We start from the raw sequence: 24,240 nt of genomic DNA on the forward strand, positions 1-24,240 counted from the left end.
CCATGACGCAGACTTTGCCCACACCCCATCGATTCCCGCACATCTCCTGGAACACTCCAGCCCCCCGCGATCGAAACGCGTCACGAGAAGCCCGACCATCCGTCAGCCAATGCGTCACCAGGCGCACTGAGGCTCACCACGGAGCCACTGGCCTCGGCGACGCCCCTCCTGTGACTGATCGTCATCACTTCGTGGCACCAAGTTGCCTGAATCGCTTGACTGTCATTCGACACTGAGGAACGGTGGCGCAAGGACCCGCAACCAGCTTGGTAGGAGGGGTAGTCATGGCGCTACGGTTCAGCGGCATCGACCCGGACACACCCAATGGAGGCTCGCCCACGGTCTGGATCGAGGATGAGGACAAGGAGATCTACATCCAAGGCTGGAAGGCCGACCAGAAGCGGCACGCCACGATCAGCGAAACCGAATGGGTGCCGGGCCACGACACTGGAATCCCCGACCACGAGTACGTGGTACGGATTCCGATGCGGATGATCCCGATCTTGAGGAAGGCATGCGATGACGCAGAGCGCGCCGGACTTTACCGCCCTGATGCGGAGCGCTGAACGCTCAGCGGTCCACCTTGAGATGCGCGACTCCTATATGGACGACCCAGTGTTCGCCGACTGGCGATCGGGGAAGCCCGTCGGTCGGCCGGAGCAGTACGTGCTGCCCGAGGAGTACCAGGAGTGGGCCGGCCTCGTGCGGGAGACCATCGGCCGTGGTGTTGTCATGCGCCGTGCGCGGGTCGTGTCCGAGCCGGTCACCGACTACATCCGGTGGGAGCACACGATCACCGAGCGGCACAATATCGCACTCGGCGAACAGGTCCGCTGGCTCCCGCGCCGACTGGCCTCCGACCTCGCGCTACCCGGCAACGACCTCTGGCTGATTGACGACCGCCTGGTCCTGTTCCACTGGTTCACCGGTGACGGCGACTGGGCCGGCCACGAGTTCAATGAGGACCCCGCCACCGTGAAGATGGTGTCCACCGCGTTCGAGGCGGTCTGGGACCGCGCCGTCCTGCACGGGCAATTCACCATCTGATCCGCCAACCACCCACCGGGCAGCCAGCGTCATGTCTTCGACCCCGTCGTCCAGCGTCATCGAGGCGCGCAAGGCCATCGCCAACCGTCTGGTCGAAATCCGCAAGGACGCGGGGCTCAACGGGGACGAGCTGTCTGCCCGGTGCGACTGGCACGCCGCCAAGACCAGCCGCATCCAGAGCGGCAAGTCCGCGCCCTCCGAGACCGACATTTGCACCTGGTGCACCGCGTGCGGAGCCGAGGACCAGATCCCGGACCTGATCGCCGCCGCCCGCGCAGTCGAGTCGATGTACACCGAGTGGCGCAGGATGGAACGCACCGGCCTGCGTGCCGCTCAGGAGTCCGTCGCCGCCCTCTACCAGCGGACCAGGCTGTTTCGCGTGTACGCCAGCCGCGTCATGCCGGGGATGGTGCAGACCCGCGAGTACACGGCCGCCGTCCTGCGGTCCATCCAGCGCGAGCGCGTCGCCGTGGACGACGTCGAAGAGGCCGTCGAGTCCCGCATGGAGCGACAGCACGCACTGTTCTCCGGCCGGCACCGTTTCGGCCTGCTCATCGAGGAGTACGTCCTGCACAGCGCGGTGTGCGACCCGGAGACCATGGCAGGTCAGCTCGGCCACCTGATCGCGGTCAGCGCCAGCCCGTATGTCAGCCTCGGCATCATCCCGACCGGAACCGGTCGCCCGCACTTGCCCGTCGAGGACTTCTACATGTTCGACGAGGCCGAAGTCGCGGTCGAGTTGACCTCCGGATACCTGCGGATCACCCAGCCGGGCGAGATTGCAGCATACGTGCGGACGTTCACCGGGCTGGCGGAGATGGCGGTGCACGGGGCGAAGGCTCGTGCACTGATCACGGCGGCCATCGACGCTCGCGGGTGAATCCGCGCAAGAAGGCGCAATCTCGTTGAGACCGTGGGCGGTTGCTCCCTACCGTCGAATCAGTCGCCCGGAGTGACGGACCAGATACCCGGCCTCGCATGGGAACCGGGCGGCTCAGAGTAGAGGGAGACATCCATGGCATGGGGAACCGGCAAGGGCGGCAGCGGAGGAAAGGACGGCGGCGGCCAGGGTGGCGGCAAGGGCGGCAACGACGGCGGGGTGGGCAAGCACGCGGGTAACAAGGACCCGGGCGCCGACAAGTCCACCGAGGACACCCAGAGCGGCAAGGGCGGCGGCAAGCACAAGTGACGACCATCCAGAACCAGCCGGAGCAGGCCGCCACGCGCGGCCTGCTCCAGGCCGTCAGCGACACCCTCGGCCACGCGGTGGCCCCCGAGTGGGTCGAGGCCGCCCACGCCACGCCTCGCCATCAATTCCTGCCGGAGCGGATCTGGTTGAACGACGGCAACGACACGTACATCCCCTGCGAACTCCAGGAAGACCCGTCCGAATGGTTCGCCGCCGCGTACGCCAACGCACCCGTCGTCACCCAGGTCAACGACGGCAAGGAACCCGAAGACGGCGGCGTGTGGCCGTCCTCGTCCGCCTCCGCGCCGTCCATCGTTTTCCAGATGCTCGAAGCCCTGGACGTCCAGGACGGCATGACGGCGTTGGAGATCGGTACGGGCACCGGCTGGAACTGCGCCCTCCTGTCACACCGCCTCGGCGACGCCAACGTGGTCAGCATCGAGGTGGACCCGCAGGTGACCGCACGGGCGCGTACCAACCTCACCAACGCCGGGCTGAGCCCCGAGGTCGTGTGCGGTGACGGTGCAAAGGGCTGGGGCCTCAAAGCCCCGTACGACCGTGTCCTGTTCACCTGCTCCGTGCGGCGCGTCCCGCACGCGGTCATCAAGCAGACCAAGCCCGGCGGGATCATCCTCACCCCGTGGGACAACCCCTGGATGACCTGGGGACTGCTCAGACTGGCCATCGGCGAGAACAACACGGCGGAGGGCAGGTTCAGTCCGCACTCGGCATTCATGACGATGCGGCAGCAGCGCACCGACCTGCGGATCTATCGCGACGTGGTCTCCGAGGACCACGTCCCGGACCAGTCGGAGAGCACGTTGCCGCGCCGGTCCGTAGTCGGGGGCGATGCCGGGTTCACTGTCGGCCTGCGTCTGGGTGATGTCTGGAACACCTGGCAGGACGCGCCGATCGAGGGCGTCCACGATCGGCTGTGGCTGGCCACCACGGACGGAACGTCCTGGGCCGCTGTGGACCACGACGGGGGCGGGGAGGACAAGTTCGCCGTGTACCAGCACGGCCCGCGCCGACTGTGGGACGAGGTCGACGCGGCGTACGGCTGGTGGGTGGAGAACGGCCGGCCGGGCCCAGACCGCTTCGGGCTGACGGTAGCCACCGACGGTAGCCACCGGGTCTGGCTGGACCGCCCCACCAACGCCTGGACGATCTGAGGACCGCGACACGGTCGCCGCGCGGCGGGGCGGCCCCGCCGCAAGATCGCCAATGTCGCAACCTAGGATCAATGCGTGCGTACTCCCTTCTCCCTGCTTGCCGAACGCTGGCACCCGTCGGCCGCCGTCGTGCGGCGGGCCGCGCTCAGCGCGCTGGTGATGAGCGTGTTCATCGTGGTGACCGGCGGGGCGGTGCGGCTGACCGGCTCCGGTCTCGGTTGCCACACCTGGCCCACCTGCACCGCGGACAGCATCACGCCGACGCCGGCCATGGGCGTGCACGGCATCATCGAGTTCACCAACCGGATGCTGACGTACGTGCTCTGCGCGGCGGTCGGCTGGGCGATCCTGGCGGCGCGCTGCGCGCAGCCCAAGGGGGCCCCCCCGGCCGAAGGCTGGGGGCGCCGCAGCCTGACGCGGCTGGGCTGGGCGCAGTTCTGGGTGGTGATGAGCAACGCCGTGCTCGGCGGGATCACCGTGCTCACCGGGCTCAACCCGTACATGGTCGCCGTGCACATGATCGCCGCGATGGCGCTGGTCTGGGTCGCGGTGGCGACCTGGGAGCGCAGCAAGGAGGGCGACGGGCCGACCCGGCTCGTGGTCGCCCGTCCGCTCCAGCAGCTGGCGTACGTGCTGGTCGGGGTGACCGGCGCGCTGGTGGCGGCGGGGACGGTGGTGACGGGCGCGGGGCACCACCCCGGTGACTCCAGCGACGTCTACCGCATCCCGCTGAACTACGACCGGCTGGCGCAGCTGCACGCCGACCTCGCCTTCGTCACGGTCGGCCTCTCGCTGGCCGTGATCTTCGTGCTGGCCGCCGTCAAGGCCCCGCCGGCCGCCCGCGCCCGGGCCCGGGAGCTGTTCGTGGTGCTGCTCGCCCAGGGCGTGATCGGCTTCGTGCAGTACTTCACGGACGTGCCCGAACTGCTGGTCGGCGTGCACATGCTGGGCGCCGCGCTGGTCTGGATCGCCGTCCTGCGGATCCCGCTCGCGCTGCGCACCCGCGACGCCGCCGACGAGTCTGCGACCGCACTGCCCGCCGCCAAGGAGACCGCGACGGTCTGACGACCGGACGTACGACGACGGCCCTGTTCCCCCACCTCACCGGGGGAACAGGGCCGTTGTCGTAGATCAGATCTGGATGCCCGCCATCCGCTTCCACTCGTACGGGCCGGTCCGCACCTTCAGGGCGAGCTCGCCCTCGAACGAGTCGTGCAGCGTCAGGCCGGCCAGCTCGGCGGCGCGGCGGCCGACGGCGTAGCTGGGCGCCACCTGGTCGCCCCAGGCGCCGTCGGCGCCGACCACGACGATCCGGGTGGCCACCTGGCCGACGTACTCCACCACGCCGTCGGCGCTGCCGCCGTGCTGGCGGGCGAAGGAGGTCAGGTGCTTGGCGATGCGCTTGGCGCGGCGCTCGGCACGGGCGTTGGGCGCGGCGGGGGCGAGGGTCTCTGCGCTGCTCATGCCCGCATGCTACCCACGGGTAGAGGCTTCGGCGACGGCAGGGGCGTGTGCCGCGGACCACAGAAAGCAGGAAGGCCCCGCCGCCTCCAGGAGGCAGCGGGGCCGGCGCACAACTACTAGCGAACGAACGGGTCCACCGCGATGACCACCATCAGCAGCGTCAGGTAGGTGATCGACCAGTGGAACAGCCGCATCTCCTTGAGAGCCGCACCCACCACGCCGGCCTTGGCGCGCGAGTGCAGCCCGTGCGCCTCCTTCAGCCAGAGTGCGCCGAGCACCACCGCGGAGACGGGGTACAGCAGGCTGGTGTGCGCCAGCGGCCAGAGCGCCAGCGAGACCGCGACCATCACCCAGGAGTACGCGACGATCTGCCGGGCCACCGCCAGGTTGCCCTTGGTGACCGGGAGCATCGGCACGCCGGCCTTGGCGTAGTCCTCGCGGACCTTCATCGACAGCGGCCAGTAGTGCGGCGGCGTCCAGAAGAAGATCACCAGGAAGAGCACGAACGGCGCCCAGCCCAGCGAGTTGGTGACGGCGGCCCAGCCGACGAGCACCGGCATGCAGCCGGCGATGCCGCCCCAGACGATGTTCTGCGTGGTCCGCCGCTTCAGGCCCAGCGTGTAGACGAACACGTAGAAGAGGTAGCCGGCCAGCGCCAGCCCGGAGGCCAGCCAGTTGACCAGCAGTCCGAGCCAGACCGTCGAGATGACGCCGAGCGCGATGCCGAAGACCAGCGCCTCGCGCGGCGCGACCATGCCGGTCACCAGCGGCCGGCGCTCGGTGCGCGACATGACCGCGTCGATGTCGCGGTCGATGTACATGTTGAGCGCGTTGGCGCCACCCGCGGAGAGGTAACCGCCGAGCACCACGTAGAGCACCAGCAACGGGTCCGGGACGCCGCGCTGAGCCAGGAACATCACCGGAACGGTGCTCATCAGCAGCAGTTCGATGATCCGAGGCTTGGTCAGTGCGACAAATGCCCCGACACGGGCCCCGAACGGCCGGTGCGCGGGGGTCGCCCCGAGGACCCCGGCGGGGCGGGATTCGACGGCGGTCACGAACACCCCAACTGAAGATGAATCTTCGCAGCCGCCCACGGCTCGATTGCTCGTGAATCCGTTCACGCTGCGCGTACCACGCCACCTTAGACGGTGCATATCTCCCGATCCGCCCCGGGGTCCACTGACGGGGCCCAACCGCTACACACGCGGGTGAACTCCTCCAACCCATGTCCCGGAGGGCAGGCCCCTACATGGACGGTAGGCTCGCACAGAGAAGCGGGATCAACCCTCCGTGACCGGAACCGCCGAAGCGTCTGGTCCACAACGACGTGGCCGACACGGTCCCCTTCACGGGAGCACTTCACTACGGAAGGAGCCCTGAGAAGGGTGAGCACGAAGCCGACGAACGCATTCGAGTGGACCGAGCTGGACGAGCGGACGGTGGACACTGCGCGCGTGCTGGCCATGGACGCCGTCCAGAAGGTCGGAAACGGCCACCCGGGCACGGCCATGTCGCTGGCCCCCGCGGCCTACCTGATCTTCCAGCGTTTCCTGCGCCACGACCCCACCGATCCGTCCTGGGTGGGGCGTGACCGCTTCGTCCTCTCTCCCGGCCACACCAGCCTGACGCTGTACACCCAGCTCTTCCTGTCCGGCTACGGCCTGGAGCTGGAGGACCTGAAGGCCTTCCGCGTCTCCGGCAGCCGCACCCCGGGCCACCCGGAGCACGGCCACACCGCGGGCGTGGAGACCACCACCGGCCCGCTCGGCCAGGGCATCGGCAACGCGGTCGGCATGGCGATGGCGGCCCGCTACGAGCGCGGCCTGTTCGACCCGGAGGCCGAGCCGGGCACCTCCCCGTTCGACCACACCATCTGGGCGATCGTCTCCGACGGCGACCTGGAGGAGGGCATCTCGGCCGAGGCGTCCTCGCTCGCGGGCCACCAGCAGCTGGGCAACCTGGTCGCGCTGTACGACGACAACCACATCTCGATCGAGGGCGACACCGCGACCGCCTTCTCCGAGGACGTGCTGGCCCGCTACGAGGCATACGGCTGGCACGTCCAGCGCGTGGCGCCCAAGGGCAACGGCGACGTCGACGTGCACGCCATCGCCGAGGCGCTGAGCGCCGCCAGGGCGGAGACCTCGCGCCCGTCCATCATCGCGATGCGCACGATCATCGCCTGGCCGGCGCCGGACGCGCAGAACACCGGCAAGGCGCACGGCTCGGCGCTGGGCGAGGCCGAGATCGCCAAGACCAAGGCGGTGCTGGGCTTCGACCCGGCGAAGACCTTCGAGGTCACCGACGAGGTCCTGGCGCACGCGCGCCTGGTCATCAAGCGCGGCAAGGCCGCGCGTGCCGAGTGGGAGCAGTCCTTCGCCGCCTGGCGGGGCGCCGACGCGCAGCGCGCCGCCGAGTTCGACCGGATCCAGTCCGGCGCGCTGCCGGAGGGCTGGCTCAAGCAGCTGCCGACCTTCCCGGCCGGCAAGGACGTCGCCACCCGCAAGGCCAGCGGCGAGACGCTCAAGGCGCTCGGCGCGGTGATCCCGGAGCTGTGGGGCGGCTCGGCCGACCTCGCGGAGTCCAACCTCACCACGATCGACGAGGACAGCTCCTTCCTCCCCGCGGGCAACCCGCTGAAGTCGGCGAACCCGTACGGCCGGACGATCCACTTCGGCATCCGCGAGCACGCCATGGGCTCGGCCATGAACGGCATCGCCCTGCACGGGAAGACCCGCGTCTACGGCGGCACCTTCCTGGTCTTCGCCGACTACATGCGCCCGGCCGTGCGCCTGGCCGCGCTGATGAAGCTGCCGGTCACCTACGTCTGGACGCACGACTCGATCGGCCTGGGCGAGGACGGCCCGACCCACCAGCCGGTCGAGCACCTGGCCTCGCTGCGGGCCATCCCGGGCCTGTCGATGGTCCGCCCGGCCGACGCCAACGAGACGGCGGTCGCCTGGCGCACCGTCATCGAGCGCTACACCAGCCACCCCGGCCCGGTCGGCCTGGCGCTCACCCGGCAGAACGTGCCGACCTACGACCGCGAGGTCTTCGGCTCGGCCGACGGCACCGCCAAGGGCGGCTACGTGCTGGCCGAGGCGAGCAACGGGATCCCGCAGCTGATCCTGATCGGCACCGGCTCCGAGGTGCAGCTCGCGGTCAAGGCCCGCGAGGTGCTGGAGGCCGAGGGAATCGCCACCCGGGTGGTATCGATGCCGTCGATCGAGTGGTTCAACGAGCAGGACCAGGCGTACCGCGACAGCGTGCTGCCGCCGGCCGTTCGGGCCCGCGTCTCGGTCGAGGCGGGCATCGCCCAGGGCTGGCGCGAGCTGGTCGGCGACCACGGCCGGATCGTCAGCCTGGAGCACTTCGGCGCCTCCGCCGACTACCAGGTGCTGTTCCAGGAGTTCGGCATCACCGCCGAGGCCGTGGTGGCGGCGGCGCACAAGTCGCTCCGCTCGCTGGCCGACGCGCACCGCTAGCACCCCTGGGCCGCGCATCCGGTCTTCCCCCGGATGCGCGGCCCGCACCGACGTGCACGACATTCCATGAACAGAGGGACTGAGCAGCATGACTGACGCACTGAAGCGCCTCAGCGACGAGGGCGTGGCGATCTGGCTGGACGACCTCAGCCGCACCCGGCTGAACTCCGGCAACCTGGCCGAGCTCGTGCAGAGCAAGCACGTGGTCGGCGTGACCACCAACCCGACCATCTTCCAGAAGGCCATCGGCGGCGGGGACTCCTCCTACGACGCGCAGCTGCGCGACCTGGCGACCCGCAAGGTCACCACGGACGAGGCGATCCGCATGATCACCACCTCGGACGTCCGCGACGCGGCCGACGTGCTGCGCCCGGTCTACGACGCCAGCAACGGCCGCGACGGCCGGGTCTCCATCGAGGTCGACCCAAGCCTGGCCCACGAGACCGCGGCCACGGTGGCCGAGGCCAAGCAGCTGTGGTGGCTGGTGGACCGCCCGAACGTGTTCATCAAGATCCCGGCCACCAAGGCCGGCCTGCCCGCGATCGCCGAGGTGATCGGCCGGGGGATCAGCGTCAACGTCACGCTGATCTTCTCGCTGGACCGCTACAGGGCCGTCATCGACGCCTTCCTGACCGGTCTGGAGCAGGCCAAGGCCAAGGGCCTGGACCTCTCCTCGATCGAGTCGGTGGCCTCCTTCTTCGTCTCCCGGGTCGACACCGAGATCGACAAGCGGCTGGACGCGCTGGGCGCCAAGGAGCTGCGCTCCAAGGCCGCGCTGGCCAACGCCCGGCTCGCCTACCAGGCGTACGAGGAGGTGTTCGGCTCGGTCGACGGCAAGCGCCCGGCCGGCGAGCGCTGGAAGGCCCTGGAGGCGGCCGGCGCCAAGCCCCAGCGCCCGCTCTGGGCCTCCACCGGTGTCAAGGACCCGGCCCTGCCGGACACCCTGTACGTGACCGAGCTGGTCGCGCCGGGCACCGTCAACACCATGCCCGAGGCCACCCTGGACGCCACCGGCGACCACGGCACCATCACCGGCGACACCATCACCGGCAACTACGCCGACGCCCAGGCCGTGATGGACGCCATCGCCGCCGCCGGTGTCGACTACGACGACGTGGTGCAGGTCCTGGAGGACGAGGGCGTCTCGAAGTTCGAGGTCTCCTGGGTGGAGCTGCTCGACACCGTGACCGCCTCGCTGGCCTCCTTCGCGGCCGGCGAGAAGTGATCCCTGCTCACACCACGCACTGAGAGCGGAGCCCACCAGTGAGCAATCCACAGGCCTTCCCTGATCTGGAAGGGACGGACGGACAGCAGAGCGAGAGCACGCTGCCGCCCTCGAACCCGCTGCGCGACCCCGCGGACCGCCGGCTGCCCCGCATCGCGGGTCCGTCCGGTCTGGTCATCTTCGGGGTCACCGGCGACCTGTCCCGCAAGAAGCTGATGCCGGCCATCTACGACCTGGCCAACCGCGGTCTGCTTCCGCCGGGCTTCTCCCTGGTGGGCTTCGCCCGCCGCGAGTGGGAGGACGAGGACTTCGCCCAGGAGGTCCACGACGCCGTCAAGGAGCACGCCCGCACCCCCTTCCGCGAGGAGGTCTGGGAGCAGCTCGCCAAGGGCATGCGGTTCGTCCAGGGCACCTTCGACGACGACGCGGCCTTCGAGACCCTGCGCGAGACCATCGAGGACCTCGACAAGGCGCAGGGGACCAGCGGCAACTTCGCGTTCTACCTGTCGGTGCCGCCGAAGTTCTTCCCCAACGTGGTCCAGCAGCTGAAGAAGCACGGGCTGGCCGACCCGCCCGCGGGTTCCTGGCGCCGCGCGGTGATCGAGAAGCCGTTCGGCCACAACCTGGAGAGCGCCCAGGAGCTGAACAAGGTCGTCCACGAGGTCTTCCCGCGTGACGAGGTCTTCCGGATCGACCACTACCTCGGCAAGGAGACCGTCCAGAACATCCTGGCGCTGCGGTTCGCCAACTCGATGTTCGAGCCGATCTGGAACCGGTCCTACGTGGACCACGTGCAGATCACCATGGCCGAGGACATCGGCATCGGCGGCCGGGCCGGGTACTACGACGGCATCGGCTCGGCCCGTGACGTGATCCAGAACCACCTGCTCCAGCTGATGGCGCTGACCGCCATCGAGGAGCCGGCCTCGTTCCACCCCAAGGCCCTGGTCGCCGAGAAGCTCAAGGTGCTCAGCGCCGTCAGGCTCCCCGAGGACCTGGGCAAGCACACCGTGCGCGGCCAGTACGCGACCGGCTGGCAGGGCGGCGAGGAGGTGGTCGGGTACCTGGACGAGGACGGCATCAACCCCAAGTCCAAGACCGACACCTACGCGGCCGTCAAGCTGGAGATCAACAACCGCCGCTGGGCGGGCGTCCCGTTCTACCTGCGGACCGGCAAGCGCCTGGGCCGCCGGGTGACCGAGATCGCGGTGGTCTTCCAGCGCGCGCCGTACCTGCCGTTCGACTCCTACGCGACCGAGGAGCTGGGGCAGAACGCCCTGGTCATCCGGGTCCAGCCGGACGAGGGCGTCACCGTGCGGTTCGGTTCCAAGGTGCCGGGGACCTCCTTCGAGGTCCGGGACGTCACGATGGACTTCGCCTACGGCGAGTCGTTCACCGAGTCCAGCCCGGAGGCCTACGAGCGGCTCATCCTGGACGTGCTGCTGGGCGACGCCAACCTGTTCCCGCGGCACCAGGAGGTCGAGCTCTCCTGGGAGATCCTCGACCCGATCGAGAAGTACTGGGACGAGCACGGCAAGCCCGCGCAGTACCCCGCGGGCACGTGGGGCCCCGCTGAGGCCGACGAGATGCTCGCACGAGACGGCAGGAGCTGGCGCCGGCCATGAAGATCGACCTGACGGACACCACGTCCAGCAAGATCAACAGTGCCCTGATGGACGCCCGCCGGGCCAGCGGTTCCACCGCGGCCGGCATGGTGCTCACCCTGGTCATCGTGGTCGACGAGGGCAGCGCGTACGACGCCCTCAAGGCCGCCAACGACGCCTCCCGCGAGCACCCCTCGCGGATACTGGCCGTCATCAAGCGGGCCGGGCGCTCCCCGCGGGCCCGGGCCGGGGCCCGGCTGGACGCCGAGATCCTGGTGGGCGCCGACACCGGTTCGGGTGAGACGGCGATCCTGCGGATGCACGGCGAGCTCGTCTCGCACGCGCAGTCCGTGGTTCTGCCGCTGCTGCTCCCGGACGCCCCGGTGGTGGTCTGGTGGCCCGAGAACGCGCCCGCGCACCCCGCGCAGGACCCGCTCGGCGCCATCGCCCAGCGCCGGATCACCGACGCGGTGACCGCCGAGTCGCCGGTCGACCAGCTGGCGCTGCGGGCCCAGAGCTACACCCCCGGCGACACCGACCTCGCCTGGACCAGGATCACCGGCTGGCGCTCCATGCTGGCCGCCGCCCTGGACCAGCGGCCCACCAAGGTCACCAGGGCCGTGGTCGAGGGCGAGTCCTACAACCCCAGCGTCGAGCTGCTCGGGCTCTGGCTGACCGACCGGCTGAACGTGCCGGTCGAGCGGGTCGTCACCGACGGCCCGGGCATCACCGCGGTGCGGATGCTCAGCGCGGACGGCGAGATCGTCCTGGACCGCCCGGACGGCCTGATGGGCACGCTCTCCATCCCCGGCGCGCCGGACCGGATGGTGGCGCTCAAGCGGCGGGACACCGCCGAGCTGATCGCCGAGGAGCTGCGCCGGCTGGACGAGGACGCCATCTACGCGTCGGCCGTGCGCACCGGCGTCGAGCGGCTCAACCAGCCGTCCGCGCAGGTGCACGCCAGCGAGGCGGCGGCCGCGGAGGCGGAGGCCGAATCCGAGGCGCACACCGCGGAGGCGGTCGAGGCGGCCGTGGAGGCCGCAGTGGCCGGCCCCCGGGTGACGGCAAAGGTGTCTGCTGCCAAGGAGCCTGCGGCCAAGAAGGCGCCGGCCGCGAAGAAGGACGCCAAGAAGGCCGCTCCCCGCAAGCGGAGCGGCGCATGAGTCCCGTCCCGCAGCTGGTCGTGCACCGCGACAAGGAGCTGATGGCCCAGGCTGCCGCTGCCCGGCTGATCACCAAGATCGTCGACGCGCAGGCCGCCCGGGGCACCGCCTCCGTGGTGCTCACCGGCGGGCGCAACGGCAACGCGCTGCTCGCGGCCATCGCGGCGTCCCCCGCGCGGGACGCCGTGGACTGGTCGCGGCTGGATCTGTGGTGGGGCGACGAGCGCTTCGTCCCCGCCGCGAACCCGGAGCGCAACGCCGTGCAGGCCGCCGACGAGCTGCTGTCCCGCGTCCCGCTGGACCCGGCCCGGGTGCACTGGATGCCCGCCTCGGACGGCGCTGACGGCGCCGACGTGGAGGCCGCCGCCGAGCGGTACGCCGAGGAGCTGGCACGGGCCGCGGGTCCCGAGGACCGCGCCCGGGTGCCCGCCTTCGACGTGCTGCTGCTCGGCGTCGGCCCGGACACCCACGTGGCCTCGCTCTTCCCCGAGCACCCGGGCGTTCGGGAGAACGCCCGCACGGTGGTCGGGGTGCGCGGCGCGCCGAAGCCCCCGCCGACCCGGGTCTCGCTGACCCTGCCGGCGATCCGGGCGGCCCGCGAGGTCTGGCTGCTGGCGGCCGGCGAGGACAAGGCCGACGCGGTCGCGCTGGCGCTGTCCGGGCCGGGCGAACTGCTGGCGCCGGCCTCCGGCGCGTACGGGACCAGTCGCACGCTCTGGCTGCTCGACCGGGCGGCCGCGGCGAAGATCCCGGCGGCGCTCTATCCGCCGGCTTCTGCCTGACGGACGGGCAACACGACGGTGGGGGTGGCGAGTTGATCGCCACCCCCACCGTCGTATGCGGGCTCAGCCGAATCGGCGGGCACTCCAGCGCAGCGTGAAGAGGACCAGCGCCGCGGCCAGCACCAGGCAGATGCCGCACTCGACCAGTTGCAGCGGCCAGTAGTCCGCCGCGTGGTGCACGTCGGTGAACTCGCGTACGTCCGCCCCGCATCCGGCGACGTCGTTGCCGCCGCACGGGTCGCCGTAGGGCAGCCGGGTGCCGTCCGGCCGCAGGTAGCCCTGGGCGATTCCCCAGACGCTGTTGGGCAGTTCGGACATCGGGACGATCTCGGTGTGCCACGGCCACAGGTAGGGCCGCACGCTGGAGAGCGCGACCTGAAGCGCCACCAGCACGGCCAGCGTGGCGCCCATCGCCGGCACCACCCGGCGCACCAGCGCGCCCGCGGCCACCCCGACCGCCAGGGCCAGCAGCACGCCGGCGACCAGCAGCGGGCCGCCGGAGGCCACGAAGCTCGTGCTGAACCAGGAGATGCCCGAGACCTCGTTGGCCGAGGGCTGCCAGACCCAGCGGAAGAGCAGCGCCAGCACGGCGGAGCCCAGCGCGCAGAGCAGCCCGACCCGCAGCAGCTTGGCCGCCAGCCAGCGCCGGGCGGAGTACGACTGGGTCGCCACCAGCCGCCAGGTCCCGCCCTCCAGTTCGCGTGCCAGCAGCGGCGCGCCGACCAGCACCCCGAGCACGGTCGGCAGCAGCCGCAGCAGCCACCCGATGCCCTTGAGCGAATCGCCGTACGTCATCCGGAAGCGGTCGACGGCCCCCTGCACCGCCTCCCCCTGGCAGTTCGGGTCGTTGCTGATCTCCGCACAGCCGGCGATGTGGTGGCTGTCGATGTAGGAGACCATCGCGCCGCGCAGGAACGGGAATCCGACGACCGCCACCAGGACGGCGGCCAGCCAGAACCAGACCAGCGCCCGGTGCTGGCGCCACACCAGCCAGCCGAGGCCGCGCGGACGCAGCCGAGTGCGCTCGTCGAGGCCGATAGCCTCCACCGCGACGTGTTGCCCGATCATGCCGTCCCCACCCATCAGCACCACCATTCCACTAAGTACTTAGTGGAATGGTGGTCCAAAAAAGTCCCCTCGTCAAACTCGTTGACGGGGGGACTTTCGGGACGGTCAGATCTCGCCGCGCAGCTTGGCCAGCGCCTCGGCCAGGATCGCCTCGCCGTCGGCGTCGCTGCGGCGCTCGCGGACGTACGCGAGGTGCGTCTTGTAGGGCTCGTTGCGGGACGGCGCCGGCGGGTTGTCCTCGTCCTGCCCGGCCGGGAACCCACAGCGCGGGCAGTCCCAGGTGTCCGGGATGACGGCCTCGGCGGCAAAGCTGGGGCGCGTCTCGTGCTTGTTGGCGCACCAGAAGGAGATCCGGTTTCGGGGGGCGGACTCGCCGCGTTCCGCCTCACCCATCGGGCCGGCCCCGACCCTGCTGCCACGGATGGCGTTGCCACTTGCCACGGTCTGACTCCCTGCGTGCCGCTATACCGCCTGGGACTGCCCAGGTGTTGTCGACCGTGCCCCGAGGGCCGGCCCCACATCCGCCCGCCGACCGGCCGCCCGCTGCGGACCGTGTTGGCAAGTTGTCCTAGTGTACGGAGCGGATAAGGATCTGTCCGCACCGCCTCCGGGACTGAGGAAGGGTCAGCTCTTGACCTTGATCAGCAGGCCGAGCACCACGATGCAGGCGAACCAGCCGAGGCCCACAAGGATGGTGATGCGGTCGAGGTTGCGCTCCGCCACGGCCGAGCCGCCGCCGGCGGACATCGAGCCGCCGCCGAACATGTCGGACAGGCCGCCGCCCTTCCCCTTGTGCAGGAGCACCAGGAGGATCATCAGCAGACTGAAGATGATCAGGGCAATCGAGAACCCGAGAACCACGGCGGGACCAACTCTCTCGTACGGTTGGGTCATGGGCGAGGGGCCGGGCCGCCCGAAAGGCGGTCCGGCCCCAAAGACTACGTTGCTGTGAGGGCGTTAGCCTACTGCCTGCTCGCGGTAACGCACGATCTTGACGAACTCGTCGGCGTCAAGGGAGGCCCCGCCGATCAGCGCGCCGTCCACGTCGGGCTTGGCCATCAGGCCGGCCGCGCTGGAGGACTTCACCGAACCGCCGTACAGCACGCGGACCTTGTCGGCCAGCTCGGCCGAGTACAGCTCCGCCAGCCGGCCGCGGATCGCCGCGCAGACCTCCTGCGCGTCCTCCGGAGTGGCCACCTCGCCGGTGCCGATCGCCCAGACCGGCTCGTACGCGACGACGATCCGCTCGACGTCCGAGGCCGGGACGGCGGTCAGCGCGCCGTCCAGCTGGGCCAGCGTGTGCGCGACGTGCGTGCCGGCCTTGCGGACCTCCAGCGGCTCGCCGATGCACAGGATCGGCACCACCCCGTTGCGGTAGGCGGCCTTCACCTTGGCGTTGACGATCTCCTCGTTCTCGCCGTGGTACTGGCGGCGCTCCGAGTGGCCGATCACCGCGTAGGTGCACTTGAGCTTGGACAGCATCGGGCCCGAGATCTCACCGGTGTAGGCACCGGAGTCGTGCGCCGAGATGTCCTGCGAGCCGTACTTGATCTTCAGCTTGTCGCCGTCGACCAGGGTCTGCACCGAGCGCAGGTCGGTGAACGGGACCAGGACGGCGACCTCGACCGCGTCGTAGTCCTTGTCGGCCAGCGCGAAGGCCAGCTTCTGGGTGTGCTGGATGGCCTCGAGGTGGTTGAGGTTCATCTTCCAGTTGCCCGCCATCAGCGGGGTGCGGTCAGTCATCTGCTCAGCCTTCCAGGGCGGCGAGACCGGGGAGCGTCTTGCCCTCCAGGTACTCCAGGCTCGCGCCACCGCCGGTCGAGATGTGCCCGAACTTCGTCTCGTCGAAGCCCAGGATGCGGACGGCCGCGGCGGAGTCCCCGCCGCCGACCACGGTGAACGCGTCGGTCGCCAGCAGCGCCTGTGCGACGGCCTTGGTGCCGTTGGCGAACTCCGGGTGCTCGAAGACGCCGACCGGGCCGTTCCAGAAGACGGTGGCCGCGTCGGCCAGCTTCTCGGCGAAGAGCGCGCGCGACTTCGGGCCGATGTCCAGGCCCTCCTTGTCGGCGGGGATCTTGTCGGCGTCGACGATCTCGAAGTCCGCGACCGGCGCCTTGGTCTTCAGGTCGGGGAACGTCGCGGAGACCGCGATGTCCACCGGCAGGACGAACTCCACGCCGTTCTTCTTCGCCCGCTCCAGGTACTCCAGGACGGTCGGGATCTGGTCCTTCTGCAGCAGCGAGATGCCGACCTCGTGGCCCTGGGCCGCGAGGAAGGTGTACGCCATGCCGCCGCCGATCAGGATCCGGTCGGCCTTGCCCAGCAGGTTGTCGATCACGCCGACCTTGTCGGAGACCTTCGAGCCGCCCAGCACCACCACGTACGGGCGGGCCACCTCCTCGGTGAGCCGCTTGAGCACGGCCACCTCGGTGGCGATCAGGTCGCCGACGGCGTGCGGCAGGCGGGCTGGCAGGTCGTAGACCGAGGCGTGCTTGCGGTGCACCGCACCGAAGCCGTCGCCCACGTAGAGGTCGGCCAGGGCGGCGAGCTGGTCGGCGAAGGCGCCACGCTCCGCGTCGTCCTTGCTCGTCTCACCCGCATTGAAGCGCAGGTTCTCCAGCAGCGTGACCTCGCCGTCGGCCAGGGCGGCGACGGTGGCCTTCGCGCTGTCGCCCACGGTGTCGGTGGCGAAGGCCACCGGCTTGCCGAGGATCTCGCCGAGGCGGACGGCCACCGGCGCGAGCGAGAACTGCGGGTCCGGCTCACCCTTGGGACGGCCGAGGTGCGAGGCGACGATCACCTTGGCGCCACGCTCCAGCAGCTTGGCGATCGTCGGGGCGACGGCGCGGATCCGGCCGTCGTCGGTGATGGTGTCGCCCGAGAGCGGCACGTTGAGGTCGGCGCGGACGAAGACCCGCTTGCCGTCCACAGCACCGAGTTCGTCGATGGTCTTCACGATTTCGTTCTCCTGGAAGGGGGGTGGCGCTCGTAGCGGCACTGCTCCGGGCCGCCGAAGGGAGAGGGTGGGCAGGCCCCGGGGCCCGCACGGCGAGTCGTGCGCCGTACGGGCCCCGGTCCTCACATCACGTCAGCTCCCGCTGCGTCAGAGCTGGCCACCGACGAGCGTGGTCAGGTTGACGAGGCGGTTCGAGTAGCCCCACTCGTTGTCGTACCAGCCGAAGACCTTGACCTGGTCGCCCTGGACCATGGTCATCAGCGAGTCGAAGATCGTGGAGAACGGCGAGTTCACGATGTCGGAGGAGACGATCGGGTCCTCGGTGTACTGCAGGATGCCCTTGAGGCTGCTCTCGGACGCCTTCTGGAAGGCGGCGTTGACCTCCTCGATGGTCACCTCGCGCTCCAGGGTCACCACGAGGTCGGTGATCGAACCGGTCGGGACCGGGACGCGCAGCGAGGTGCCGTCCAGCTTGCCCTTGAGCTCCGGCAGGACCAGCGCGGTGGCCTTGGCGGCACCCGTCGAGGTCGGGATGATGTTCAGCGACGCGGCACGGGCACGGCGCAGGTCCTTGTGCGGGAAGTCCAGCGTGACCTGGTCGTTCGTGAACGCGTGCACCGTCGTCATCATGCCCTTGACGATGCCGAAGTTCTCCAGCAGCACCTTGGCCAGCGGCGCCACGCAGTTCGTGGTGCAGGACGCGTTGGAGATGATGGTGTGCTTCGCGGCGTCATACTTGTCGTCGTTGACACCCATGACGATGGTGATGTCCTCGCCGGTGGCCGGCGCGGAGATGATGACCTTCTTGGCACCGGCGGTGACGTGCTTCTTTGCAGCGTCGGCGCTGGTGAAGATACCGGTGGACTCGATCACGACGTCGGCGCCGAGCTCGGCCCAGGGAAGGTTGGCCGGGTCACGCTCGGCGATGACCTTGAAGGTCTTGCCGTCGACCGTGATGCTGTCAGCGGTGTGGCTGATCTCGCCCTGGAAGGTGCCAAGGATCGAGTCGTACTTGAGCAGGTGAGCCAGGGTCTTGGTGTCCGTCAGGTCGTTGACACCGACGATCTCGATGTCCGCGCCCTGAGCCTTGACCGCACGGAAGAAGTTGCGGCCGATGCGGCCGAATCCGTTGATGCCTACCCGGATCGTCACGAAACCGATCTCCTCTGAGCTACGCCGGGCTATGCCGACGGGGTGGAAAAGGGATGTCCCCGACCACCAGTGACCCTACCTCTCCCGCGCAGGAGGGGGCACATCCTGTCCAGCCCCGAAGCCTTGGCGTGGCGCGGTTCCGGGCACCTGCGCGAGCCGGCTCACCACCCGCGTACGGCAGTTGGCAGCGGGCGCGGAAACGGCTCGGCGGAGCGAGAAAAGCGCCGCCCCGGACTCCGCGGAGTCCGGGGCGGCGCAGGATACGCGACGAACGCCTCAGCTGAGCGCCATCTCCTCGGTGAGATTCGCCTCGGTGCTCGGCAGGCCGAGCTCGGAGGCGCGCTTGTCCGCCATCGCCAGCAGCCGGCGGATCCGCCCGGCCACCGCGTCCTTGGTGAGCGGCGGATCGGCGAGCGCGCCCAGCTCCTCCAGCGAGGCCTGCTTGTGCTGCATCCGCAGCTGGCCGGCCGCGGCGAGGTGCTCGGGGACCTCGTCGCCGAGGATCTCCAGCGCCCGCTGCACCCGGGCCCCGGCCGCGACGGCCGCGCGGGCCGAGCGGCGCAGGTTGGCGTCGTCGAAGTTGGCCAGCCGGTTGGCGGTGGCCCGCACCTCGCGGCGCAGCCGGCGCTCCTCCCAGGCCAGCACCGACTCGTGCGCGCCGAGCCGGGTCAGCAGGGCGCCGATCGCGTCGCCGTCCCGGATCACCACCCGGTCCGCGCCGCGCACCTCGCGGGCCTTGGCCGGGATGCCCAGCCGGCGGGCCGCGCCGACCAGCGCGAGGGCCGCCTCGGAGCCGGGGCAGGTGATCTCCAGCGAGGAGGACCTGCCCGGCTCGGTCAGCGAGCCGTGCGCCAGGAAGGCCCCGCGCCAGGCCGCCTCCGCGTCGCAGGTCGCGCCGGAGACCACCGCCGGGGGCAGCCCCCGGATCGGGCGTCCTCGCCCGTCCACCAGGCCCGTCTGCCGGGCCAGCAGTTCGCCGTCCTTCACCACACGGACCACGTACCGACTGCCGCGCCGCAGGCCGCTGGGGGCCATCACCACCAGATCCGAGGAGTGCCCGAAGATCTCCAGCAGGTCCTTGCGCAGCCGTCGCGCCGCAACGCCGGTGTCCAGCTCCGCCTCGATCACGATGCGGCCACTCACAATGTGGAGTCCGCCCGCGAATCGCAGGATCGCCGATACCTCAGCCTTGCGGCAGCAGGCCCGGGTGACAGGGAGCCGGCTGATCTCGTCCTTCACCGCTGCCGTCATCGCCATGGGCCGATCCTTCCATGTGTCCGGAAAATCCGGTCGTACGCCGCGGCCAGAAGCTCCGGGTCGTGTCGCGCCGTGCCGTCGGACGCCGCCACCTGGTCCAACACCAGCGCCGCGCCCATCCGCCCGGCGGCCTTCTCCAGGCCGGCCAGGTCGGCCACCCCGAAGGCGCCGCCGGTCACCGCGCGCTCGTCCACCAGGATGGCATCCACCACGAGCTCGGGAGCGTGGTCGGCGATCACCTCCAGGTGGCGCTGCGGGGTGAAGCCCTCGGTCTCGCCCGGCTGGGGGGCGAGGTTGAGGGTGAGCAGGCGCCGGGCCTTGGTCTGGGTCAGCGCCTTCGCCAGCTCGGGCACCAGCAGGTGCGGCAGCACGCTGGTGAACCAGGAACCGGGTCCGAGCACCACCCAGTCCGCCTCCAGCACCGCCGAGACGGCCTCCGGAACGGCCGGCGGCTCCTCGGGCAGCAGCCGCACGGACTGGACGGTGCCGGGGGTGACCGCCACGTCGGCCTGGCCGCGCACGGCGGTGAGCTCGCCCGGGCGGGCCGGGTCGTGCCCGCGCACCATGGCCTCGATGTCCAGCGGGACGGCCGACATCGGCAGCACCCGGCCCTGCACGTTGAGCAGCCGCCCGACCCACTCCAGCGCGGCGACCGGGTCGCCGAGCTTCTCCCAGAGCGCCACGATCAGCAGGTTGCCCACGGCGTGCCCGCCCAGCTCACCGGTGCCGGTGAAGCGCTGCTGGATGACCTCGGACCAGGTGCGGCCCCAGTCGTCGTCGCCGCACAGCGCGGCCAGCGCCTTGCGCAGGTCCCCCGGCGGCAGCACGCCCAGCTCGGCGCGCAGCCGGCCGCTGGAGCCACCGTCGTCGGCGACGGTGACCACGGCGGTGAGGTCGCTGGTGAGCCGGCGCAGGGCGGAGAGGGAGGCCGACAGGCCCTGCCCGCCGCCCAGTGCGGTGATCTTCGGGGCAGTGCCGCGTGACTTCGCTGCGCCCGGGGAGCCCCGCTCGGCGGCCTTGTGCTGGAGCTGCCGCCCTGGCGAGTATCCCGTCACACCTACCCCACGTTTCTCTACTGCCGGCGGTGCAGGCCCGCCGTCACTCCCGTCCCATATCGCGGTGCACCAGCACCGTTTCCACGCCATCGGCGATCAGACGCTTGGTCAACCGCTCCGACATGGCCACGCTGCGATGCTTGCCACCGGTGCAGCCTACGGCAAGCGTCATGTACCGCTTGCCCTCCCTGCGGTAACCCTCCGTGACAATTCGCAGCAGCTCAGCGTAGCCGTCCAGGAACTCCTTGGCCCCGGGCTGCTGGAACACGTAGTCGGCGACGTCGCTGTCCGTGCCGGTTCGGGCCCGCAGCTCCGGAACCCAGTGCGGATTGGGCAGGAAGCGACAGTCCACCACCAGGTCGGCGTCGACCGGCAGCCCGTACTTGAAGCCGAAGGACATCACGGTGGCGCGCAGCTCGGGCTCGTCCCGGTCGGCGAACTGGGCGTCCAGCTTGGCCCGCAGCTGGTGGACGTTGAGGTCGGAGGTGTCGATCACCAGGTCGGCCTCGCCGCGCAGTTCGCGCAGCAGGTCGCGCTCCTGGGCGATGCCGTCCACGATCCGGCCGTCGCCCTGCAACGGGTGCGGCCGCCGCACACTCTCGAAGCGGCGCACCAGCGCGGCCTCGGAGGACTCCAGGTAGACCACCCGCAGCCGGATCCCGCGCTTCTCCAACTCCTCCAGCGAGGCCCGCAGATCGTCGAAGAACTGCCGGCCGCGGACGTCGACCACCACACCGATCCTGGCGACCGCGCCCTGCGAGCGGGCGCCGAGGTCGACCATGGTGGGGATGAGGGCCGGCGGCAGGTTGTCGACGACGAACCAGCCGAGGTCCTCCAGGCACTTGGCCGCGGTGCTGCGGCCGGCTCCGGACATGCCGGAGATGATCACCAGCTCCGGGGCGGTTTCTCCCACATCGGACACTGTCACTTCGATTCCCCGCTCTCAGTGCTTCTCTACCAGTGGAGAACGCGCTCGGCCCCCGGCCGTCACGGTGTCTCCGGGTTCTGCCGGCCTTCTTCCAGCCGATCGGCGCTGTCTTCCATGATCTCGCCCGTCGCGGTGTTCACCGCGAATGCCGGAGATGGACGGGAGGACAACGCCGCGACAACAGTCTCCGCAGTGCGCCGACCGATCCCCGGGACCTCGCAGATCTCCTCGACCGTGGCGGCGCGCAGCTTCTTGACCGAGCCGAAGTGCTTGAGCAGCGCGGTGCGCCGGGTCTCGCCGAGCCCCGGCACCGCGTCCAGCCCGCCGCTGGTGAACCGCTTGGCGCGCTTGCTGCGCTGGTAGGTGATCGCGAAGCGGTGCGCCTCGTCGCGGACCCGCTGGAGCAGGTAGAGGCCCTCGCTGCTGCGCGGCAGCACGACCGGGTCGTCCTGGCCGGGGAGCCAGACCTCCTCCAGCCGCTTGGCCAGCCCGCAGAGCGCGACGTCGTCGATGCCCAGCTCGTCCAGCGCCCGGCGGGCGGCGGCGACCTGCGGCTGCCCGCCGTCGACCACCAGCAGCTGGGGCGGGTAGGCGAAGCGGCGCGGGCGGCCCGTCTCGGGGTCGACCGGGCCGTTCGGAGCGGGATCCTCCTCCTCGGGCACCGCCCACTCGCCGGTCTGCTCGCGCTCCTGGAGGTAGCGGCGGAACCGCCGGCTGATCACCTCGTGCATCGAGCGGACGTCGTCCTGTCCTTCGCTGCGTGAGATCTGCTCGCCTTCGGCAAGACCCTTGATCTGGAAGCGGCGGTACTCGCTCTTGCGGGCCAGGCCGTCCTCGAAGACCACCATCGAGGCCACCACGTCGTCACCCTGGAGGTGCGAGATGTCGAAGCACTCGATGCGCAGCGGGACGGAGTCGAGTTCCAGCGCGTCGGCGATCTCCTGAAGGGCCCGGCTACGGGTCGTCAGGTCCGAGGCGCGCTTGGTCTTGTGCAGCGCCAGCGCCTGCTGGGCGTTGCGCTGCACGGTGGCCATCAGGTCCTTCTTGTCGCCGCGCTGAGGGATCCTCAGGTCGACCTGGGCGCCGCGCAGGCCGGCCAGCCACTCGCGGACCGGGGCGACGGGCTCGGGCAGCGCGGGCACCAGCACCTCGCGCGGGACGGACTCGGCGGTGCCGCCGTAGAGCTGCTGGAGGGCGTGCTCGACCAGGGCCGCGGTGTCCACGTCCTCGACCTTGTCAGTGACCCAGCCGCGCTGGCCGCGCACCCTGCCGCCGCGGACGTGGAAGATCTGGACGGCGGCCTCCAGCTCGTCCTCGGCCAGGGCCAGCAGGTCGGCGTCGGTGCCGTCGGCGAGCACCACGGCGTTCTTCTCCATCGCGCGCTTGAGCGCCTCGATGTCGTCGCGCAGCCGGGCCGCCTTCTCGTACTCCAGTTCGGCCGCCGCCTCGCGCATGCCGTCCTCCAGACGGCGCAGGTGGTTGCCCGTGCGCCCGGCCATGAAGTCGCAGAACTCCTCGGCCAGCTCCAGGTGCTCCTGCGGCGAGACCCGGCCGACGCAGGGGGCCGCGCACTTGCCGATGTAGCCCAGCAGGCAGGGCCGGCCGACCTGCTGGGCGCGCTTGAAGACGCCGTTGGAGCAGGTGCGCACCGGGAAGACCCGCAGCAGCAGGTCGACGGTCTCGCGGATCGCCCAGGCGTGCCCGTACGGGCCGAAGTAGCGCACGCCCTTCTTGTGCGCCCCGCGCATCACCTGGACCCGGGGGAACTCCTCGTTGAGGGTGACCGCGAGCTCCGGGTAGCTCTTGTCGTCGCGGTACTTCACGTTGAAGCGCGGGTCGTACTCCTTGATCCAGGAGTACTCCAGCTGGAGCGCCTCGACCTCGGTGCCGACCACCGTCCACTCCACCGAGGCCGCGGTGGTGACCATCGTCGCGGTGCGCGGGTGCAGGTTCGCGATGTCCTGGAAGTACGAGGAGAGCCGCGGGCGCAGGCTCTTCGCCTTGCCGACGTAGATCACCCGGCCGTGGGCGTCCCGGAACCGGTACACCCCGGGCGAGATGGGAATCGCCCCGGGTGCCGGACGGTAGGTGGACGGGTCAGCCATGTCGGTCCCCCTCGTGCGGCTGTGACACCGCAAACCCTAGCGCTCTGCGCCACCGCCCGGAGGGGACACCCGCAGGTCAGGTGGTGACCTGGAATGCGCCGTTCGTCACGGTGACCTGGTACTCCGGCAGCGGGGTCGGCGCGGGGCCGTCCGCGACGGAGCCGTCGGTGATGTTGAACCTGCTGCCGTGGCACGGGCACTGGATCACGTTGTTGGCCACCTGGTCGACCAGGCAGCCCGCGTGGGTGCAGGTGGCACTGAAGCTCTTGTACTGCCCGGCGGTCGGCTGGGTGACCACGATCTTCTGGTCCCGGTAGACCTTGCCGCCGCCGACCGGCACGTCCGCCACCGCGCCGACCGTGACCGGGGTGGCCTTCGCCGTGGACTGGGCGTCGGTCGAGCCGCCGGCGCCGGACCCGCCGGAGCTGGAGCAGCCGGCCACACCGAGCGTGGCACCGCCTGCGGCGAGCACAGCGGCGCCGCAGAGAAGGGTGCGGCGGGTGGTGGCGGGGCGGTCGGCGGCCTCGGACACGATGCGCTCCTGGAATGCGAGACGACGGATGGTCGGCCCGCAGTCTAACCACG

General features: G+C 70.6%; 24 protein-coding genes. 11 read left to right on the top strand and 13 right to left on the bottom strand.

Annotation, left to right across the window (positions count from 1 at the left end; genetic code table 11):
* Positions 1-284: 284 nt before the first annotated feature.
* The 6 genes from P3T37_RS19300 (at position 285) to P3T37_RS19325 (ending at position 4,473) form a co-directional block, all read left to right on the top strand.
* Positions 285-566, top strand: coding sequence for a hypothetical protein (locus P3T37_RS19300; protein WP_280724962.1), 282 nt, complete (start codon positions 285-287; stop codon positions 564-566).
* Positions 520-1,047 (top strand): DUF6879 family protein, encoded by a 528-nt coding sequence (locus P3T37_RS19305; RefSeq protein ID WP_280724963.1) that lies wholly within the window; start codon positions 520-522, stop codon positions 1,045-1,047. Before P3T37_RS19300 ends, P3T37_RS19305 begins: the two co-directional genes overlap by 47 nt.
* A gap of 31 nt (positions 1,048-1,078) precedes the next feature.
* Entirely contained in the window at positions 1,079-1,927 is an 849-nt protein-coding gene (locus tag P3T37_RS19310; protein ID WP_280724964.1) for a helix-turn-helix transcriptional regulator, read from the top strand.
* Between the two features lie 135 nt (positions 1,928-2,062).
* Positions 2,063-2,236 carry a hypothetical protein gene (locus tag P3T37_RS19315; RefSeq protein ID WP_280724965.1) on the top strand — a complete coding sequence of 58 codons (174 nt, stop codon included), beginning with the start codon at positions 2,063-2,065 and terminating at the stop codon, positions 2,234-2,236.
* Positions 2,233-3,408: a methyltransferase domain-containing protein gene (locus P3T37_RS19320; RefSeq protein ID WP_280724966.1), complete on the top strand. Its 1,176-nt coding sequence runs from the start codon at positions 2,233-2,235 to the stop codon at positions 3,406-3,408. The genes P3T37_RS19315 and P3T37_RS19320 overlap by 4 nt, the downstream gene beginning before the upstream one ends.
* Positions 3,409-3,483: 75 nt before the next feature.
* Entirely contained in the window at positions 3,484-4,473 is a 990-nt protein-coding gene (locus P3T37_RS19325; RefSeq protein ID WP_280724967.1) for a COX15/CtaA family protein, read from the top strand.
* 66 nt (positions 4,474-4,539) lie between these two features.
* On the opposite strand, the gene P3T37_RS19330 is transcribed toward P3T37_RS19325, so the two are convergent.
* Positions 4,540-4,872, bottom strand: a complete 333-nt coding sequence (locus P3T37_RS19330) for a hypothetical protein (RefSeq protein WP_280724968.1) — start codon at positions 4,870-4,872, stop codon at positions 4,540-4,542.
* Positions 4,873-4,988: 116 nt separating this feature from the next.
* A complete protein-coding gene (locus tag P3T37_RS19335) occupies positions 4,989-5,936 on the bottom strand; it encodes a heme o synthase (RefSeq protein WP_280724969.1) in 948 nt (315 codons plus the stop codon).
* Between the two features lie 324 nt (positions 5,937-6,260).
* Between P3T37_RS19335 and tkt the strand changes: the two genes are divergently transcribed.
* From tkt to pgl, 5 genes are all read left to right on the top strand, one after another.
* Positions 6,261-8,360 carry a transketolase gene (gene tkt / locus P3T37_RS19340; protein WP_280724970.1) on the top strand — a complete coding sequence of 700 codons (2,100 nt, stop codon included), beginning with the start codon at positions 6,261-6,263 and terminating at the stop codon, positions 8,358-8,360.
* An 88-nt stretch (positions 8,361-8,448) separates the two neighbouring features.
* A complete protein-coding gene (tal, locus tag P3T37_RS19345; protein WP_280724971.1) occupies positions 8,449-9,585 on the top strand; it encodes a transaldolase in 1,137 nt (378 codons plus the stop codon).
* Positions 9,586-9,686: 101 nt separating this feature from the next.
* A complete protein-coding gene (gene zwf / locus P3T37_RS19350; RefSeq protein ID WP_280725007.1) occupies positions 9,687-11,210 on the top strand; it encodes a glucose-6-phosphate dehydrogenase in 1,524 nt (507 codons plus the stop codon).
* Positions 11,207-12,352: a glucose-6-phosphate dehydrogenase assembly protein OpcA gene (gene opcA, locus P3T37_RS19355; protein ID WP_280724972.1), complete on the top strand. Its 1,146-nt coding sequence runs from the start codon at positions 11,207-11,209 to the stop codon at positions 12,350-12,352. The genes zwf and opcA overlap by 4 nt, the downstream gene beginning before the upstream one ends.
* Positions 12,349-13,134, top strand: coding sequence for a 6-phosphogluconolactonase (gene pgl / locus P3T37_RS19360; protein ID WP_280724973.1), 786 nt, complete (start codon positions 12,349-12,351; stop codon positions 13,132-13,134). The genes opcA and pgl overlap by 4 nt, the downstream gene beginning before the upstream one ends.
* Before the next feature lie 63 nt (positions 13,135-13,197).
* On the opposite strand, the gene P3T37_RS19365 is transcribed toward pgl, so the two are convergent.
* The 11 genes from P3T37_RS19365 to P3T37_RS19415 all read right to left on the bottom strand — a co-directional run bounded on the left by P3T37_RS19365 (position 13,198) and on the right by P3T37_RS19415 (position 24,187).
* Positions 13,198-14,202, bottom strand: a complete 1,005-nt coding sequence (locus P3T37_RS19365) for an ABC transporter permease subunit (protein WP_280724974.1) — start codon at positions 14,200-14,202, stop codon at positions 13,198-13,200.
* A gap of 105 nt (positions 14,203-14,307) precedes the next feature.
* Positions 14,308-14,643: an RNA polymerase-binding protein RbpA gene (locus P3T37_RS19370; protein ID WP_280724975.1), complete on the bottom strand. Its 336-nt coding sequence runs from the start codon at positions 14,641-14,643 to the stop codon at positions 14,308-14,310.
* Between the two features lie 183 nt (positions 14,644-14,826).
* Positions 14,827-15,063, bottom strand: coding sequence for a preprotein translocase subunit SecG (secG, locus tag P3T37_RS19375; RefSeq protein ID WP_280724976.1), 237 nt, complete (start codon positions 15,061-15,063; stop codon positions 14,827-14,829).
* A 96-nt stretch (positions 15,064-15,159) separates the two neighbouring features.
* The gene (gene tpiA / locus P3T37_RS19380) at positions 15,160-15,945 is read right to left on the bottom strand and encodes a triose-phosphate isomerase (protein WP_280724977.1); all 786 of its coding nucleotides are present in this window, start codon (positions 15,943-15,945) and stop codon (positions 15,160-15,162) included.
* Positions 15,946-15,949: 4 nt separating this feature from the next.
* Positions 15,950-17,158 carry a phosphoglycerate kinase gene (locus P3T37_RS19385; RefSeq protein ID WP_280724978.1) on the bottom strand — a complete coding sequence of 403 codons (1,209 nt, stop codon included), beginning with the start codon at positions 17,156-17,158 and terminating at the stop codon, positions 15,950-15,952.
* Positions 17,159-17,305: 147 nt separating this feature from the next.
* Entirely contained in the window at positions 17,306-18,310 is a 1,005-nt protein-coding gene (gene gap, locus P3T37_RS19390) for a type I glyceraldehyde-3-phosphate dehydrogenase (protein WP_280724979.1), read from the bottom strand.
* 276 nt (positions 18,311-18,586) lie between these two features.
* Positions 18,587-19,567 carry a DNA-binding protein WhiA gene (whiA, locus tag P3T37_RS19395; protein WP_280668784.1) on the bottom strand — a complete coding sequence of 327 codons (981 nt, stop codon included), beginning with the start codon at positions 19,565-19,567 and terminating at the stop codon, positions 18,587-18,589.
* Positions 19,558-20,529: a uridine diphosphate-N-acetylglucosamine-binding protein YvcK gene (gene yvcK, locus P3T37_RS19400; RefSeq protein WP_280725008.1), complete on the bottom strand. Its 972-nt coding sequence runs from the start codon at positions 20,527-20,529 to the stop codon at positions 19,558-19,560. The genes whiA and yvcK overlap by 10 nt, the downstream gene beginning before the upstream one ends.
* A gap of 136 nt (positions 20,530-20,665) precedes the next feature.
* Positions 20,666-21,544: an RNase adapter RapZ gene (rapZ, locus tag P3T37_RS19405; RefSeq protein WP_280725009.1), complete on the bottom strand. Its 879-nt coding sequence runs from the start codon at positions 21,542-21,544 to the stop codon at positions 20,666-20,668.
* Between the two features lie 65 nt (positions 21,545-21,609).
* Positions 21,610-23,655, bottom strand: coding sequence for an excinuclease ABC subunit UvrC (gene uvrC / locus P3T37_RS19410; protein WP_280724980.1), 2,046 nt, complete (start codon positions 23,653-23,655; stop codon positions 21,610-21,612).
* A 76-nt stretch (positions 23,656-23,731) separates the two neighbouring features.
* Positions 23,732-24,187, bottom strand: a complete 456-nt coding sequence (locus P3T37_RS19415) for a Rieske (2Fe-2S) protein (RefSeq protein ID WP_280724981.1) — start codon at positions 24,185-24,187, stop codon at positions 23,732-23,734.
* Positions 24,188-24,240: the final 53 nt, after the last annotated feature.

This window comes from Kitasatospora sp. MAA4, assembly GCF_029893355.1.
Taxonomy (GTDB): domain Bacteria; phylum Actinomycetota; class Actinomycetes; order Streptomycetales; family Streptomycetaceae; genus Kitasatospora.